Raw genomic sequence first — 14,235 nt, forward strand, 5'->3', positions numbered from 1 at the left:
TGGGGAGTAGGGAATGGGTAATGGGGAACAGGCAGAACAACGAGTGATTGTAGCTTTGGATGTGCCAGATGTAGAAAGTGCGATCGCTCTTATAGATGAACTTCCGCAAGTAGTTTGGTGGAAAGTCGGTTTAGAGTTGTTTACTAGCACTGGCCCGAAAATTCTGGAAGTGCTGAAGTCTCGGCAAAAGCGGATTTTCTTAGATTTAAAGTTTGATGATATCCCCAATACCGTTGCTGGTGCTTGCCGGAGTGCAGCTAGATACGGAGTGGATTTACTGACGATTCATGCGACTGCTGGTAGAGATGCCCTGAAAGCGGCAACTGAGGCGGCACAGGAAGGGGCTGCAAAAGCAGGTGTACAACCACCAAAGTTAATTGCTGTCACCCTATTAACGAGCATTTCTGCTAGACAATTGGCATTTGATTTAAAAATACCTCTAGAGTTACCAGAATATGCTCTAGAAATGGCACTGCTGGCTCAAGAATCTGGTTTGGATGGGGCAGTTTGTTCGCCCCAAGAGGTGGCACAGCTACGACAAACTTGTGGAGATGACTTTTTGCTAGTTTGTCCGGGAGTTAGACCAATTTGGGCAGATCAAGGCGATCAAAAGCGATCGCTCACTCCATCCCAAGCAATCATTGCTGGTGCAGATTATCTCGTGATTGGTCGCCCCATCACCGCTGCTACTGAGCCTAAGTTAGCTTGGAAGAGGATTTCTGAGGAGTTAACTACGGTGGCATGAATCGAAGAGTCAGTGAGAAACTGCCAGAAATAGCGCAAGGTGTAGGCAAGAGCAATCTTGCCTCTTCGCTCAATCAGAAAAATTATAATTGGCTTTTAGCTTGTAGCTTCTGGGTTTTAGTATCAAACAGCCTTGCTTACCCAGCATTCTCAATAAACCTCAACTCTAAACCTTTTGCGATCGCACAAAGGCAAAATGTCAACGCTGGCGAGAGGTCTTTGTGTTCTGAGCAAAATTTAGAAACATTAACTATACAGCTATTACAAGATTTACCTAGTTATACCAATCGCGCTAGTCAACGCGCCCGTCGCCTCAGTAGAAGCAGTGACATTTACAGTTATATGCTAGTGGCAGGAAGACCTGAGTTTACTCCTCTGCCCCTTAACCTTGAAGAATATAGTGCAAATGCACCTAAAAGCTCTGCATCAGGAGTTGAGCAAGTTTTCTTTACAACCTTGGAGCGCCAGTATATAGGAAAGAAAGCGTTAGAATTGCAACAATTCCACTGGTTGTTGTTGACTAAAACTAAAAGTGGTTGGCAACTAGTGATGATGTTTTCTCAAACTAGTTCCCATCCTGAAAAGCAGCCACTATCCCCACCACGCGATAGTAGTAACGGTACTATTGCCCAAGGAATTAAAGCTTGGTTGCGCGATTGTCAAGCTGGAAGTGTACGCAGAATGCGTACTGTTAATATGGGAGACAAAATTTAACTTCATGTCAGTTGAGTCATGTACATTGAACTGCACTGATATTGTACTGAGCTAATAAAGTTAGAGCGAGACTGTTCTAATCAATTTTGATCGTCATCAATTTCTGAGTCAGATACTTATTTAAAACAAAATAAATGTACATCATCTAGCTAGCTTGTATCAGTAGAATTGCACCTATATCTTTAGGAAGATTTTCAGCAAAAATAGCTAATAAATAGCTAAAAAAAACAGACATTATTTAAAAACAAAGACTTGCTTGAATTTAAGCGTTGTAACTCCTGTTTTTTGGCGATAACATGAGTATAAGTTTATTTCAAGCTTCTCAAACCGCGTTTAGCGTCAGTTTTTTTATGGACATTCAATTAATCAACATCGGCTTTGGTAACATCGTATCTGCCAACAAAGTAGTTGCCATTGTCAGTCCAGAGTCGGCCCCAATTAAGCGGATTATTACCGAAGCAAGGGACAAAAATCAACTGATTGATGCAACTTACGGTCGTCGGACTAGAGCTGTAATTATCACTGATTCCAACCACGTAATACTGTCAGCGATTCAGCCAGAAACGGTAGCAAATCGCTTTGTAATTTCCCGCGATCATCAAACTGTAGATAATTGACTAGTACTCGACCAACCCAAAATTGCTTGGTGAAGGTGGGGAGAGACGCGATTAATCGCGTCTCTACTAGGGAGTAGGGAAAAGTTTTTTTGTTTTGTCAAATTTTTTGATACCTATTGCTTTGGTAGACTACTAACAAGTAAATTAGCAATCCTACTTCTATTCGCACCGTATCAACGTAATGTATGAATTAGACAAGTTTTCTGTCACTCTTGCTACAAATTCTTTAGTCACTAGTGGACTTGGCCAGGAACACAAGACTAATGAATAATATCTATTGATTGATTCACAGGTTGAAGGGATGATGCCAGTTTTACCGATCCAGAATAGTGCTACTACCGAAGAGTGCTTACATTTAGGCAGATTAATTGTTTTAACTGGCCCCAGTGGGGTTGGTAAAGGGACTTTAATGCGATCGCTCCTACAACGTCATCCAGAACTCTATTATTCTGTATCCGTGACGACTCGTTCTCCCCGTCCAGGAGAAATCGATGGCAAAAGTTATTACTTTATCAGCCGCAGTAAGTTTGAACAACTAGTTGCGGAAGGTGAATTTTTAGAATGGGCAGAATTTGCTGGTAACTATTACGGCACTCCCCGTGAAGCTGTACTTAACCAAATTAATTCTGGTAAGTTGGTAGTGCTAGAAATTGAACTAGAAGGAGCAAGACAAATTCGTGCTTCCTTCCCCAGTGGCTTCAGCATTTTTATATTACCGCCTTCCTTCGATGAATTAGAAAAACGGATACGCTCTCGTGCCCAAGACTCTGAAGAAGCGATCGCCCGTCGTCTACTCCGCGCCCAAGAAGAAATTCAAGCCGCAGGTGAATTTGATATTCAAATCGTTAATGACGATTTTGAGACTGCTCTAAATGATATTGAAGCGGTTTTGTTTAAATAAGTTAGGAGTTAAGAGTTAGAAATTCTGAATTTAAACTTCTAACTCCTAACTCCTAACTCCTAATAATTAACCAAATAGACCTTGAATTAGTGCCAAATTACTAGTCAAAAAGTAAGCGACTACTGCACCACCAATACCACCAATCAAGAAAGAACTGGCGAAGTTATTCCAGCTTTCTTTAGAATTAAAAGCATCTGCTGGAGGCTTGGGTACGGTAACACTAGGAAGTGCTTTGCCAGGGTTGCTACTGGAATACAGAGATAGAGCGCCGGTCAGAAGAACAACCAGACCGATGGCTGCCAGTAACCCAGCTAAGTTAGCGTTATCTGTGTCCCGTAGTGGGCCTAATTTGGCAAAGGGGCCAAATAGCCAGTAACCATGAGCTTGACCAACTTCTAAACCACGTCTGGCAGGAGTCAGACCTGGACGATAGGCAGGTAAATTATTGATGAATCCCTTGATCAAGGGAGAAGAATTAACCGGGGTTTCTAGGTTACCAATCTGCGGATCGCCGAATGCGGGAAAAACAACTTCCCGATTTCTGGGATCGCCAGGGAGATTCTTTGATGCATCTACTGCTTGTGCCATATTTTAGGTTCGCCTCTAAATTAAAATGGTGGCATTTTTATATTAATAATAATTGTAGCTAAAGATGTCTTTTAACTAGGAAGTTTAGAAAAATTAATTTAGCTTGTTTAAAACCTGTGAAACTCGCGATCTGTAAACAGTATCACGAGTTTCAAAAAACTATTTTTGCCGCCTATTTTGGTGATAATTCTACCTAATGAAGCTGAATATATCAACTACACAATATTAGGCAAAAAACAAGACATTCATTAAACTGTCCTAAATCCCATTAGACACTTATGACAGTGGGTGAAAAAGGAGGTCGGGGAAAAAGCGGTTAAATTCAATCAAAATACCTGCTGTAATCGTCAGCCAGATGGTAGCTGCCACAGGTGCCGTGGAAATGAATTTAATCAAATAAGATGATTGGTCGCCTTTGTCTGCCATGAATTTAGTCTCCTAAACGAATGAATTAGTTAAGCTGATTTAGCGTGGGGAAATGGGGATTTCTGAATCTTTGGCTGCTAATTTTCCAGAGAGAAATTCTTGGACTGCTGCTGCTGGCCAAGCAAAGCCTGACGCTATTATCGGTAGTGCCAAACCAAGATCGATTTGGATTTCCTTTAGTTCAGTGTCAGATTCCTTTTTGATTGCTTGTAAATAGGCACGACCTACCCAACCAATCCAACCAGTAATATATAGAAACAGAATGCTAGGGATCAAAAAGTCACCAGCATGATCTAGACGACCATCAACAATCAAGTGAGGGTATCCTTCAGGGCCGCACAACGCCTGAGAATAACGTTCAAACCGCTTTTTCCCTGATTGGGGGTCAGCGGTGGTATTACGGGCATTAGCTGCTAGCTCTTGGAAAGCGGGATTGTCCTTGCACGGTGTCAAATTAGCTCCTAAAGCCTGCGCTGGGGGAGCAAAGTTGAACCAAAGACTAATCGCTAACATCAAAGCAAACAATCGTCGCATAGAGTTGTTTCCTTTTATTACAAAACAAGAAGTTTTTTGTACAAAACGAAGCGGCTTGTACAGTCTGTTTATTTGCATAACTAGGAAGTCATCATACTCTTGGGTGGGAACCGAGTAAAGTTTAAGTAAATAAAAGTTAAAGCTTCTCAACCAAAATTAGTGCTGAGTGCTGAGTAACGAGTGCTGAGTATAAGAATTGTTGTTGTAGGGTAGTAAAGAAGCAAGATTTTCTCTCCACTATTCAGGACTCAGGATTCAGGACTCAGCACTCAAGAAATGACAACCGTTTTAGCAATAGAAACCAGTTGTGATGAAACAGCCGTCGCAATTGTTAACAATCGTAAAGTTTGCAGTAGTATCGTAGCCTCACAAATTCCAGTCCATCAGCAGTATGGTGGGGTAGTGCCAGAAGTCGCGTCTCGCCAGCACTTGGAAACGATAAATGTTGCGATCGCACAAGCCCTAGAGCAAGCCCAACTAGACTGGGGACAAATTGACGCTATTGCCGCCACTTGCGCCCCTGGACTTGTAGGAGCGTTATTGGTGGGGTTAACTGCTGCCAAAACCCTAGCGATGGTACACAACAAGCCATTTTTGGGAGTTCATCACCTCGAAGGTCACATTTACGCAACTTACTTGAGCGAATCAACTTTAAATCCCCCTTTCCTTAGCTTACTGGTTTCAGGCGGACATACAAGCTTGATTTATGTCAAAGATTGTGGTAAATACGAAACCCTGGGACAAACTCGTGATGATGCAGCGGGTGAAGCCTTTGATAAAGTGGCGCGATTGCTAAAGCTAGGTTATCCCGGTGGCCCAGTGATTGACAAGTTGGCACAACAGGGGAATCCTCAAGCCTTTGCTTTACCAGAAGGAAAAGTTTCTCTACCTGGCGGGGGGTTTCATCGTTATGACACGAGTTTTAGTGGGTTAAAAACGGCTGTATTGCGTTTAGTGCAGCAGTTAGAAAAAGATGGTGGACAAGTACCAGTAGCAGATGTAGTAGCTAGCTTTCAGGATACCGTAGCGCGATCGCTAACCAAAAGAGCGATCGCCTGTGCCCTAGACTATCGTCTAGACACAATCGCCATTGGTGGCGGTGTAGCAGCAAATAGCGGCTTAAGAAAAAACCTCCAAGCCGCCGCCATTAAACACAACCTACGCGTCCTATTCCCCCCTCTAAAATTCTGTACCGATAACGCCGCCATGATTGGCTGTGCCGCCGCTGACCATCTATCCCGTGGTCATACATCCCCCCTCACACTAGGCGTTGAGTCTAGGTTAGCGCTCACTCAGGTGATGAAGTTGTATCAACCTATTGAGTAGTCATTGGTCATTTGTTATTTGTAACTACCAATGCCCTATACCCTATACCCTATAACTGTTGACTATCGCCCGGATGCGATCAGCCACAGCATCCGGCTGTTCCAACATAGCCAGGTGTCCGCAATTAGGAATTTCCAGAACATTGTCACCACAATATTGGAACAGTCTGTGAAAGCTAGCTAAATGGCGCACATACTTGGGTTCCATAACCTTGTCTTCCGCACCAGCCAAAAAATAAACCGGCTGTTTCAGTTGGGATACTAGCTCAGGTAAACGATTGATTTCTTCTTCCGTTGTGGAATCTAACAGAGTTCCCAGAGCCGCCTCTGGGTCAGCCACGACGAAATCAATTACCCGCTGACGTGCCCAAAAGCGCTCCAAAGGACGAACTACACTAGCTCTGGTAAACAGCAAATCAATCAAAGGCACTTGGGACAGCCAGCGCGGACGGATTTGCAAAAATTTCTGACCCGCCGAGCGAAACTGCTCAAAGGCTTCTTTGAGGTAAATACCACCGCCAGCGTTGATACAGATCACACCCTTAACACACTCAGGTATTTGATCTGCTCCCCAAAGAGCGATCGTTCCACCCAATGAGTGACCAATTAGCCAAGCACTGGTGATATTTAGCTGTTTCAGAAGAACTGCTAAATCCTGAGCATAAGCAGCAGGAGTATAAAGAGATTCCATTGGTGAGCCAACCGCACTACTGGAGACGGGCGTTAGGCTCAAAGACGTTTGTGTTCGACTAAAATCGGTTTTTACCTGGGATTGCGATTCACCAAAACCCCGCAAATCATAGGAAAGGCACTGCAAATCATCTGATAGGCGGGAAATCACAGGTTGCCAATATCCACGGCTATTTAGCCAACCGTGGATAAATACTAAAGCATGGGGGCAGGAAGTGGGAGCCGTTAGCTCGTATGCGTGTGGAACGCCCAAGATTTCGATAGTTGCCATACTTATATCGTACCCTTAAGGGCGAGTGCGACTAAATACGGAATAGGAAGAGAGTTAGAAGTTAGGAGTGAGAAGTTATTAATTTTTAACTCATAACTCATAACTACTTACTTTTTTCATTTACCCAGCAACCTCTGTCGTACCCCTTCAGCAATCTTGTGACCTAGATATTCAGGAATGAGGCTTTCATTCGGCCCCAACAAGTAGAGAATTAGCCGTGTACGTCCGCGCCAAACCAGTAAATTGGCATTGACTACCAAAAGGTCTTCTTGCCAGATGGCGTACATCACTTTGTAGAATAATCCTGGTTGATTATCGGCTTCAATCACTAGGGCCGGGAGATGAAAGACCGGATCGACATAAAACTCAGTTTGTACCTGCTCTAAACCAGTATCAAGATTGAATTCTACTGCCAGCATCTCTTCTACCTCAAACCGACCTCCTAAAGCCTCACGAATGGCACGACAGACATTTTCTGCGGTTTTATCGGTCAAGGCTTTACTACCACGAGACACCAATAGTTTGATAAAAACTAACATTGGCGGACGGATCTGACCGTATAGACTTAGACCGTGGATAGTCAAACCATAAGCTGCTAGTACACCAAAAATATCGCTGAGGAGAAAAGACTGGTTGCGGTAAGCAAAATGCAAGGCACTTTTGCTACCTTCCGGTTTCAGTTCAATCACAGCGCGTCTAGTTTTATAGAGACGGTAGGCTAGCCGCAAATTTTGCAGTTGAATTTCACTACTGACGAATTGCTCATAAAACTGGGGAAACGCTCGGTTAAAGCGCTTTAGGAGTTCCAGTGTAGAAGATTTTAAACCAGAAGCCATTGTTAAGGGTAAGACTCGCTTGCTTTCGTCACCTGGGGACTGGGTGTTGGGGGTTGGGGACTGGGGACTGGGGACTGGGGACTTGGAACTTGGGAGTGAGGACTGGGAGACAAGGGAGAATAACTAATCCCTAATCCCTAATCTTCCATACCCAATCTTCCATACCCAATCCTTTGTATACAATACACTCCTAAGCTAACGTGCATTTAAGCTCTATACGAGCAATTGTCAGGATTAGGTTTTTCCATTTTGAATTTTGAATTTTGAATTTTGAATTACTTATATCCTTCCCTTTTTATGAATTTTCCCTACCCTTTACAACAAAATGCTAAAGTTGAAAATGATTGGTGTGAAACACGCTCTAATTCGCTGTTACCATTGCAAATCCCGAAAGCAACCGAAAAACTTTGAGTGTAAGGGGTAGTCAATGGGGATAGCTATGTTAAACGTGAATCAACACTCTTAAGAGTGGAAACCAATTCAGTTATACTACCCGAACCACGTTGGCATGGGTTTTTGGAAAACTTGGTTTAGTACTCCTGAATCTGTAGCGACAACTAGGACAAACCTCTTTGAAGAGCATACAGCAGGAACTGCGGGCAACTCTAGCCCCAGTGGCATTAGCGAAGCTTCTTCAAAGGAGGCTCGGATCGTCTTTAGTACGGAACGAGACATTGACCTGTATGAGCTAGAAGAACTCTGTGATGCAGTTGGTTGGTCACGTCGTCCTCTAAGAAAAGTAAAAAAAGCTATTGAGCATAGTTTTCTCGTCGCCTCAATGTGGCAAGTGAGAGGAAACCAAAAGCGGCTCATTGGTTTTGCCCGTGCTACTTCAGATCACGCTTTTAATGCCACTATTTGGGATGTGGTAGTTCACCCAGACTTTCAAAGTCAAGGATTGGGCAAGGCGCTGATGAAATACGTTCTCAAAAAACTTAGAAGTGAGGAAATTAGTAATGTCACTCTCTTCGCCGACCCCCATGTTGTAGATTTCTACCGAACTATGGGGTTTATGGCTGATCCAGAAGGCATCAAAGGTATGTTCTGGTATCCTCACTAGCACTCAATCCAAATAAAACCCGATTAGCACAATAAAATCAGGTATAGTAGTACAAATCTATTATTTTGGTTTGGTTTGACAAGGTTTAGCCGACGAACTAGCAAGTATATATCTTGTAAAACTAAGTCGGCGGAAAAACCTTGATCAGTGTTAAAGATGTAATTTAGTTCGTCTTGGCAGAATATAAAAAATATTAAGCATAAGTCGTAACATCTGATATAATTAGATTAATGCCTTTTTGAAAGCGCGATCGCTTTGATGGTTAAGTTAATACAAAACCAAAAAAGTAGATAAGCATAGCCGGGATGTAGCGCAGCTTGGTAGCGCGCCTGCTTTGGGAGCAGGATGCCGCAGGTTCAAATCCTGTCATCCCGATTGAATTAATAAATTTAATTAGTATATTTAGCAACTAGGACTGACTAACTAGGTTTTTTTGTTAAGATGTGCAGTTAAATTGCATGTTTTTACGGAGAAAAGTAGTTAGGCTGTCTTTCTGTGAGGTTGGCTATTGAAGCCTAATAAGTAAATTTACTTCTTAAGCAGTAATATATTCCTGACACTGAGATTTGTATAAATTTGAGAATATATTATTAAACCAATGGGAGATGGAACGATTTATTAAGTAATAGCGTCACCCAATATTAGAAAAAGCCGATAGAATGGCATTTATCATCTCCAAGGTACTAGAGATGGAGAGGCTTTTCACTCTTTGAAAAGACGTATAACAGGCATCTACCGCATTTCGCGGTGAATAGCGAAGCAAAACTCAGAAAAACAGAACGTTAGCACAGCCAGTTTGTGAAAACGGTACCCTAGCAAGCCTAAATAGTTGGGTAATATTGGATTTTGACCGTTGAGGCTCACTCAACCTCAACGCGCACAATGAATTTTTCACAACTCAAATAGATTGCTATATAACTAAAGCTAGTTGGTGCTGTGCAAATCCAACCATTTGTTTAATTTAATTAGAATATTGATGCGAGGAGCAGTCATGAAATCATTTATTCGCTTGGGCGCAACATTGAGTATAGCTGGCAGTGTATTTTTCACAGGGCTTTCAGGAATAGGCAATTTACCAGGAATGGGCAATTTAGAGGCGATCGCATTGCCACAAGATCAGGTAGTGAAAAAGCTCCAAGAAGTACCTGTATTCACACTCACCAATCCCAAGGGCGAATTTGTAGTTCTTTCGAGAAGTAACGCATCCAAGCCGATCTCACAAGTAGGATTTTTTATTAGTAAGCAAGATGCTCAAAAATTCCTGGACAATCGGCTCAAAAAAGAAAATCCCCAGTTGGCAAGCACCCTACAGGTTAGACCCTTGTCCCTGGCAGACTACTACAAAATAGTACAAGAAAGCAAAAAGAAACCCGACTCCGTAATTTATACTTTAGTACCGACGCAACAGCAGGTAGCCTCGGCAACAAGTATGCTAAGTCAAAGTGGTAAAAAAGCGGAGCAATTCAACGGTATTCCCTTATTTGTACCCAAATTTAAGAAAGATAATAGCTATCTAACTATTCCCGTGGCCAAAGGCAGTGAGCGCTACATCCCTTTCTTTTTTGAGAAAGAGCAAGCAGTCGCTCTGTTAGACGAATTCAAAAAAGCCGTGCCCAAGGAAGGAGACAACACTGAAATTCAGGTGGTGGATTTGTACGGTGTTCTAGAAGCTCTCAATAGCAGCAACGATCCTAGTATCAATAAAATTGTTCTGTATCCATCACGGGAGTCGATCAACTTCATTCGATCGCTGGCTCCGAACCAATCACCTGCTGCTGCGCCCGCCCCGAAAAAATAACGGTTATGCGCTCCAGGGTTGAGGTATGGGGGAGAAACATCTGATAGTTTCTGGTTTACAACTTTGGCAGTGGCGAAATGCAGCTCTCGAAGCAGCGATCGCCACTGATGTTCCACCAACGGAGGTAGATTGGCTACTTTTAGAGGTGGCTGGCTTAGACCGCTTGGCGCTGCGTTTGGAGTCTTTTAAAAACTCGCCACAAATTCAGCTGCAATTGCCGCTAGAAGAATTAGAACAACTATGGCAAAGGCGATTAAATGACCGCTTACCAGTGCAATATATTACGGGAGTTACACCTTGGCGTAATTTTAAAATTGTGGTGTCGAGTGCGGTTTTAATTCCCAGACCAGAGACAGAGTGCTTAATTGATTTAGCTAAAGCATCTGCTAGCAATACTTCAGGAAACTGGGCAGATTTAGGTACTGGCAGTGGAGCGATCGCTCTGGGATTAGCAGATGTCTTGCCAAAAGCCACAATTCATGCAGTTGATTACAGTGTTGAAGCTTTAGCGATCGCTCAAACCAACGCCGATAATTTGGGTTTTGCTGACCGGATTAAATTTTATCAAGGTTCCTGGTGGGAGCCACTGGCATTCCTCAAAGGTCAGTTCAGTGGTATGGTGTCCAACCCTCCTTACATTCCCACCAGCACCTTACCTACTTTGCAACCAGAAGTAGTTAACCATGAACCGCATCTAGCTTTGGATGGTGGCGCTGATGGCTTAGATTGCATTCGCCATTTGATAGAAATCTCTCCTAGTTATTTGCAACCTGGCGGCGTGTGGCTAATTGAGATGATGGCTGGACAAGCCGATACAGTGCAAGAACTTTTGCGAAATCAAGGTAATTATTGCAATATTCAAATTCACACGGACTTAGCTGGAATTGAACGCTTTGCCCTAGCTTATAGAAGTTAGGGCGAAGCGTTCAACGAAGAGGCAAGGGGAGAAAATTTATTTATGGGGATCATTAATTTTGAATTTTGAATTTTGAATTTTGAATTCGGAGCGAAGCGACGTGACGCAAGTTTCCCTCACAGACCTAATAGTTGGCGCACGCGCTGGCTTGTTGGTGAGTTTTCCCACTGATACTGTTCCTGCACTTGCAGCTATACCAGAAAAAGCAGCATTAATTTTTGCGGCAAAGCAACGCAGTCAAGATAAACCTTTGATTTTGATGGCTGCTAGGGCTGAAGATTTGTGGCTATATGTCAAAGGTAGTGAGAATGAGTATAAAGTTTGGCAAGAACTAGCAGATAAATATTGGCCAGGAGGGCTGACATTAGTTTTGCCAGCGAGTGAACGCTTACCAAAAGTTATGAATCCCATTGATCCAACAACAATTGGGATTCGAGTACCGAAAAGTGCGATCGCTCAATCTATTTTGGCCCAAACAGGTCCTCTTGCCACCACTAGCGCCAATTTTTCCGGTCAGCCGCCTTTACAAACAATGGCAGAAATTGAGACTCAGTTTCCTCAAGTTCTGACTTTAGCAACAACAGAATGCCAGGGTGAAATGTCGGGGATAGGTGTACCTTCCACTGTTGCGAAATGGACAGGGATAAATTGGCAGATTTTGCGGCAAGGGGCGATCGAGTTAGAGGTTTCGAGTGATAACCAGATATAGGTGGCTATAATGTTGTTTTCTTGGTTTTAACAACAGAGAAATCTGAAACTTTAGCAGGTTAATAATTGCCAGATATGAATTGGAGCAACTGGATATATCTAGGAGTAGGAATAGTACTAGGTATGGTTTTCCGTCAGTTATTTGGGCGATGGCTACGCCTGCCGCAGGCATCGCCTAATGTTTCATCTAGTTCATCCCCAGTTGCGCCATTAGCTAAACAGGATACGCCACCAATATCGCAACAGCTACAGCAAACGCAGCTAGCATACCTGATGGCAAGGGAAATGAGCCTGTTTAAAGCTGGTTTTTTGGCGCGGACTACTCATGAATTGCGATCGCCTTTTAATGGTCTAATTGGCTTACATCAGTTAATTTTGTCAGATTTGTGTGAAAATCCAGCTGAAGAGCGAGAATTTATTGCCCAAGCTCATGAGCGAACGCTAAAACTGCTGAAGCTGATGGATGAAATTCTCAACGTTGCTAGAGCTGAACATGGTACCAATAAATTAGATATTCAGCCTAGACCTTTAGCCCAAATTTTGGAGGAGGTTCATGACTTAACTTATATGCTGGCGGCAAATCGCAATTTTCCCTTGCAATTATTACCCGCCGATCCAGAAATTTATGTTTTGACAGATTACCTCTGGCTCCGCCAAGTCTTAATAAGTTTAATAGATACTGCTATTGCTCAGATGGAGGAAGGTAGCATCTGTATTTCTAGTAGCACCATACCTACAAATAATCTTATAAATATTTGGCTGGATGTACCAACCCATGTTATATCCTGGAGCGAGCCAATTGATTTGCTCAAATCTGAAAATATACCGACCCAGGTTGACGAAAAGAACACTGCTCTTTCTCCAGGAATGAGGCTATTAATCAATCAGACTTTGGTGGAAGTTATGGGAGGAAAGTTAGAAATTCTGCCTTCTACCATTGTCAAGGAACCACTTCAGCAACTTACCAGATTACAAATATCTATCCCCCTAGCGAATAGTGCTGAGTCGTAGAGACGAAATCTTGCCTCTTCACTACCCTACGACTACTACAGTTTTTATACTCAGTACTCAGCGCTCATTGCTTGGAACTGTTTCGGTGATTCCTGAAGCTGAACTTCTGTAGCAGCAACAAAAACACGGTTAGCTAGGTTGTGTAGCACCATCGTAGTGGTAGTGTTGGGTTGAAAACCAATTTTTTCGTAGAAACCCTGCTGGTGAGTAGTCATCAGGTAAACACGCTCAACAAACCTCATTCGGGGATGATTCAAAACGGTTTCTACTAAATTGCTGCCCAACCCACTATGTTGATACTCTGGATGAATCACAACATCCCAAATTGTGGCGCGATATATGCCATCAGATGTTGCTCTGGCAAAGCCAATGAGTCGATCGCGAAGGCAAACAGAAATCACTGGCTCACTGTTGGCAATAGCTATTCCTAAATCCTCAATACTGCGTCCCTTTGCCCAGAAAGCGGAAACGTTTAACAGTTCTTGGAGTTGGTAAAGGTCAATTTCAGACTTGCGATCGCTAAATTGAATCTGAAGATCGTTCATGTATGGCATCCACTTTTGGCACTATCTTTGTATATTTAAGTCACATTTTGCTAGAAATTGCTGTACGTGTCTATGTATATGCAACGAGAAAGAAAATTTAACGACAAACCCACTTCCATAAAGGATGAGTTTCTCCCTGCTGACGTATCCGATAAACTTGTTTTTCTAAACGTTGTTTTTCCTGCTGTGGTAGTCCGAGTAGAATATTCCGACTTTGCCAAACTAAAACCGCAGCAGTCATCCCCAGACAAAAGGCGAGACCAAAGGTAGACAGTGGATGATAGAATAATCCAAATCTCACTGCCACCCAGGTAAAATATTGTTCCCACAGAGCAATTTCTGTACGTAAACCCCACAAGGAGACAGGCGCAATGGTGAGCCATAAACAGCCCACAAACAGCCACCTGCCATATACTGTCAGTTGATGTAGCCTTTGTACTTGTTGAACAAACGATGGGTCAGATTTCTCAAAGTCTGGGACAGTAGTTAATGGTTCTTCCGGTTGATCCATAGGGGAATAAAATTGCAAGGCGTGGGTGAGCCATTCAAAA

17 protein-coding genes and 1 tRNA gene are annotated in these 14,235 nt (G+C 43.0%); 11 read left to right on the plus strand and 7 right to left on the minus strand.

From position 1 onward, the window contains the following. Positions 1-13 precede the first annotated feature (13 nt). From pyrF to gmk, 4 genes are all read left to right on the plus strand, one after another. On the plus strand, positions 14-745 hold the full coding sequence (gene pyrF, locus V7L07_RS16540) for an orotidine-5'-phosphate decarboxylase (RefSeq protein WP_335059549.1): 732 nt from the start codon (positions 14-16) through the stop codon (positions 743-745). Further along, on the plus strand, positions 742-1,458 hold the full coding sequence (locus V7L07_RS16545) for a hypothetical protein (protein WP_335059551.1): 717 nt from the start codon (positions 742-744) through the stop codon (positions 1,456-1,458). The genes pyrF and V7L07_RS16545 overlap by 4 nt, the downstream gene beginning before the upstream one ends. A 350-nt stretch (positions 1,459-1,808) precedes the next feature. After that, positions 1,809-2,075 carry an extracellular matrix/biofilm regulator RemA gene (gene remA / locus V7L07_RS16550; RefSeq protein WP_179067570.1) on the plus strand — a complete coding sequence of 89 codons (267 nt, stop codon included), beginning with the start codon at positions 1,809-1,811 and terminating at the stop codon, positions 2,073-2,075. Positions 2,076-2,376: 301 nt separating this feature from the next. Then, entirely contained in the window at positions 2,377-2,976 is a 600-nt protein-coding gene (gene gmk / locus V7L07_RS16555) for a guanylate kinase (RefSeq protein ID WP_292853755.1), read from the plus strand. Between the two features lie 66 nt (positions 2,977-3,042). Here the strand turns inward: gmk and V7L07_RS16560 are convergent, their stop codons facing one another. The 3 genes from V7L07_RS16560 to V7L07_RS16570 all read right to left on the minus strand — a co-directional run bounded on the left by V7L07_RS16560 (position 3,043) and on the right by V7L07_RS16570 (position 4,524). After that, the gene (locus V7L07_RS16560) at positions 3,043-3,564 is read right to left on the minus strand and encodes a photosystem I reaction center protein subunit XI (protein WP_335059552.1); all 522 of its coding nucleotides are present in this window, start codon (positions 3,562-3,564) and stop codon (positions 3,043-3,045) included. 276 nt (positions 3,565-3,840) lie between these two features. Next, a complete protein-coding gene (psaJ, locus tag V7L07_RS16565; RefSeq protein ID WP_179067568.1) occupies positions 3,841-3,990 on the minus strand; it encodes a photosystem I reaction center subunit IX in 150 nt (49 codons plus the stop codon). A gap of 39 nt (positions 3,991-4,029) precedes the next feature. Further along, positions 4,030-4,524 (minus strand): Photosystem I reaction center subunit III, encoded by a 495-nt coding sequence (locus V7L07_RS16570; protein ID WP_335059554.1) that lies wholly within the window; start codon positions 4,522-4,524, stop codon positions 4,030-4,032. 276 nt (positions 4,525-4,800) lie between these two features. On the opposite strand from V7L07_RS16570, the gene tsaD reads away from it, so the two are divergent. Continuing rightward, positions 4,801-5,850 carry a tRNA (adenosine(37)-N6)-threonylcarbamoyltransferase complex transferase subunit TsaD gene (gene tsaD, locus V7L07_RS16575; RefSeq protein ID WP_335059556.1) on the plus strand — a complete coding sequence of 350 codons (1,050 nt, stop codon included), beginning with the start codon at positions 4,801-4,803 and terminating at the stop codon, positions 5,848-5,850. 42 nt (positions 5,851-5,892) lie between these two features. Here tsaD and V7L07_RS16580 read toward each other — a convergent pair whose 3' ends face one another. Both V7L07_RS16580 and V7L07_RS16585 read right to left on the minus strand, forming a co-directional pair. Beyond that, positions 5,893-6,810, minus strand: a complete 918-nt coding sequence (locus V7L07_RS16580) for an alpha/beta fold hydrolase (RefSeq protein ID WP_335059558.1) — start codon at positions 6,808-6,810, stop codon at positions 5,893-5,895. A gap of 116 nt (positions 6,811-6,926) precedes the next feature. Next, positions 6,927-7,646: a hypothetical protein gene (locus V7L07_RS16585; protein WP_086763971.1), complete on the minus strand. Its 720-nt coding sequence runs from the start codon at positions 7,644-7,646 to the stop codon at positions 6,927-6,929. 508 nt (positions 7,647-8,154) lie between these two features. Between V7L07_RS16585 and V7L07_RS16590 the strand changes: the two genes are divergently transcribed. The 6 genes from V7L07_RS16590 (at position 8,155) to V7L07_RS16615 (ending at position 13,139) form a co-directional block, all read left to right on the plus strand. After that, positions 8,155-8,706, plus strand: a complete 552-nt coding sequence (locus tag V7L07_RS16590; protein WP_335059560.1) for a GNAT family N-acetyltransferase — start codon at positions 8,155-8,157, stop codon at positions 8,704-8,706. 301 nt (positions 8,707-9,007) lie between these two features. Beyond that, a tRNA-Pro gene (locus tag V7L07_RS16595) sits at positions 9,008-9,081 on the plus strand. Between the two features lie 616 nt (positions 9,082-9,697). After that, the gene (locus V7L07_RS16600) at positions 9,698-10,504 is read left to right on the plus strand and encodes a Tic22 family protein (protein WP_335059561.1); all 807 of its coding nucleotides are present in this window, start codon (positions 9,698-9,700) and stop codon (positions 10,502-10,504) included. 25 nt (positions 10,505-10,529) lie between these two features. Continuing rightward, positions 10,530-11,420, plus strand: a complete 891-nt coding sequence (gene prmC, locus V7L07_RS16605) for a peptide chain release factor N(5)-glutamine methyltransferase (RefSeq protein ID WP_335059563.1) — start codon at positions 10,530-10,532, stop codon at positions 11,418-11,420. A gap of 100 nt (positions 11,421-11,520) precedes the next feature. Continuing rightward, positions 11,521-12,129 carry an L-threonylcarbamoyladenylate synthase gene (locus V7L07_RS16610; RefSeq protein ID WP_335059565.1) on the plus strand — a complete coding sequence of 203 codons (609 nt, stop codon included), beginning with the start codon at positions 11,521-11,523 and terminating at the stop codon, positions 12,127-12,129. A 74-nt stretch (positions 12,130-12,203) separates the two neighbouring features. Then, entirely contained in the window at positions 12,204-13,139 is a 936-nt protein-coding gene (locus V7L07_RS16615) for a sensor histidine kinase (RefSeq protein WP_335059567.1), read from the plus strand. A gap of 50 nt (positions 13,140-13,189) precedes the next feature. On the opposite strand, the gene V7L07_RS16620 is transcribed toward V7L07_RS16615, so the two are convergent. Further along, positions 13,190-13,684: a GNAT family N-acetyltransferase gene (locus tag V7L07_RS16620; protein ID WP_335059569.1), complete on the minus strand. Its 495-nt coding sequence runs from the start codon at positions 13,682-13,684 to the stop codon at positions 13,190-13,192. Between the two features lie 97 nt (positions 13,685-13,781). Continuing rightward, positions 13,782-14,195 (minus strand): hypothetical protein, encoded by a 414-nt coding sequence (locus V7L07_RS16625; protein WP_335059571.1) that lies wholly within the window; start codon positions 14,193-14,195, stop codon positions 13,782-13,784. Between the last annotated feature and the right edge of the window lie 40 nt (positions 14,196-14,235).

The sequence above is a fragment of the Nostoc sp. genome (assembly GCF_036916985.1).
Lineage (GTDB): Bacteria > Cyanobacteriota > Cyanobacteriia > Cyanobacteriales > Nostocaceae > Nostoc.